This window comes from Sulfuricurvum sp. PD_MW2 (genome assembly GCF_002633015.1).
GTDB lineage: Bacteria > Campylobacterota > Campylobacteria > Campylobacterales > Sulfurimonadaceae > Sulfuricurvum.
This window is the reverse complement of sequence record NZ_NSIU01000056.1, coordinates 1-2,050: the sequence shown is the minus strand read 5'-3', so window position 1 is coordinate 2,050 and position 2,050 is coordinate 1. Positions and strand designations below refer to the sequence as shown.

Here is a 2,050-nt window from a genome sequence, read left to right as displayed (position 1 = left end):
GACACGAAGTGACCGTTGTTACACCCTCTATACACTTAGATTGTCAATACAATAGCTCTGAGCTTGACGGCGTCAGCATATGGCGATTTAAAAGCGGTGAAATCAAAAATGTAGGCAAGATCAAAAGAACACTCAACGAAACACTTCTCTCTTATCGAGCATGGCACAATTTAAAGCCTCTTTTCGAACAGAAATCCCACGACCTTATTGTGTATTATTCTCCGTCAATATTCTGGGGTGGACTCGTTAATCGACTCAAAAAACTATGGGAAGCACCAAGCTATCTAATCCTTCGCGATTTTTTTCCTCAATGGGCAGTGGATCAGGGATTAATACAATCCGGATCAAGTATCGAAAAATATTTTCGTTTTTTCGAAAATAAAAACTATGCTTCAGCCGATATTATCGGTGTTATGTCCAAAAAAAATAAAGAGTGGTTTGAAAAAAATTCCAATAGAGACAAAGAAGTCGAGATTCTTTACAACTGGGCCGCTGATATACCTACTATTTCTCAAAATTGCTTCCGTGAATCATTGGGACTTCAGGAAAAAGTCGTCTACTTCTATGGGGGCAATATAGGTCACGCGCAGGATATGATGAACATCGTACGCCTAGCCAAAAAGATGAAAGAAAAAAAAGAAGCCCATTTTCTACTCGTTGGAGCGGGCGATGAAATTGAACTCATCAGAGAGTCCATTATTAAAGAGGGACTGAACAATATTACCTTACTCTCTTCCGTCTCGCAAGATACCTATAAGCAGATGCTTGCGGAGTTCGATATCGGTCTTTTTACTCTTCACAAAAATCATAAAACTCATAATTTTCCAGGCAAACTGCTGGGATATATGGTACAGAGCATGCCTATTTTGGGAAGTATAAATCCACAAAACGATTTAAAATCTATTATTGAAGATGCAGGTGCAGGACTTATCTCAATCAATGGTGAAGATGCCGTATTTTTAGCGAATGCGATTAAGCTTCTGAATAACCGTAATGAGCGAAAAGAAATAGGCCAAAATGCCAAAAAGCTCCTCAAGCAAACTTTTTCGGTGGAAACAGCAGCAAAACAAATTGTAATGTCTATAGAAAAATCTAAATTCTAATGTTTCTTTCGACGTTTTTTTCGATAAAATGAAAACTTATTCTGTCGCTTCAGCATACCGTTTAATAAAATATAAAAAATAAAAATATTGATAAAAAATAACATTAACATATAACGCTGTTGCCCAACTTCTGAAAATGCGACACCAATAATAGAAAAACCCAATTGTAGCAAAGCGATTAAAATTACAGAATTACGAACATTACCGTTAAAAAAACGAAGTAAAATATGGTGAATATGAAGTTGATCAGGAGCAAATATAGCCCCCCCGTTACGATTGCGTCGGATCATGACGATAAGAGTATCAAAAATTGGTATTGCTGCAATAAACAAAATAGAGATAGGATTGATATATTCCAATGCTTTGATACTTAAAACTGATATTACAAACCCTAAAGTCAATGATCCGCTATCCCCCATAAAAATCTTCGCTGGATTCCAATTAAACCACATAAACGTTGTAACCGCCACTATAAAAGAAAGTGCAGTCCCTACAATAAAAAAGTCTTTATGCTCATATCCGATAAAACATAATGTAGAGAGGATAATAATACTTAACAGTCCTGCCAAACCGTCAAGACCATCGGAAAGATTAAGGGCATTCGTAAATCCGGCAACGGCAAACATCGTAAAAGGTATTGCGAACCATCCCAATGCAATCTCATGTCCAAAAAGTTTCCCTAATGAGTGGATAGTAATTCCATCATAAGCCAACAATAAAACTGCCGCAAAAATAACATAAAACTTTGTTTTCGGCGTTGCATCACGATGGTCATCCAAGACTCCAACAATAAATACAAGAAAAATTGCCAAAAAAGAGGCTAAATGTATATAAATAAACTCATTTAAAAAAAGAATATCAGAAACCATAACCCCAAGGACCATTCCAATTCCGGCGCCTCTTGGAGTGATATTTTTATGCATACTTCGATGATTTGGAATATCAAC

The 2,050-nt window shown here is 36.5% G+C and carries 2 protein-coding genes; one reads left to right on the top strand and one right to left on the bottom strand.

The genetic code is table 11. The features are described 5' to 3' along the window. Positions 1–1,103 (top strand): glycosyltransferase family 4 protein (locus CJD30_RS11515; RefSeq protein ID WP_294919284.1); only part of this gene is annotated, 1,103 nt, incomplete at its 5' end. On the opposite strand, the gene CJD30_RS11510 is transcribed toward CJD30_RS11515, so the two are convergent. Further along, entirely contained in the window at positions 1,100–2,026 is a 927-nt protein-coding gene (locus CJD30_RS11510) for an MraY family glycosyltransferase (protein WP_294919282.1), read from the bottom strand. The genes CJD30_RS11515 and CJD30_RS11510 overlap by 4 nt on opposite strands. Positions 2,027–2,050: the final 24 nt, after the last annotated feature.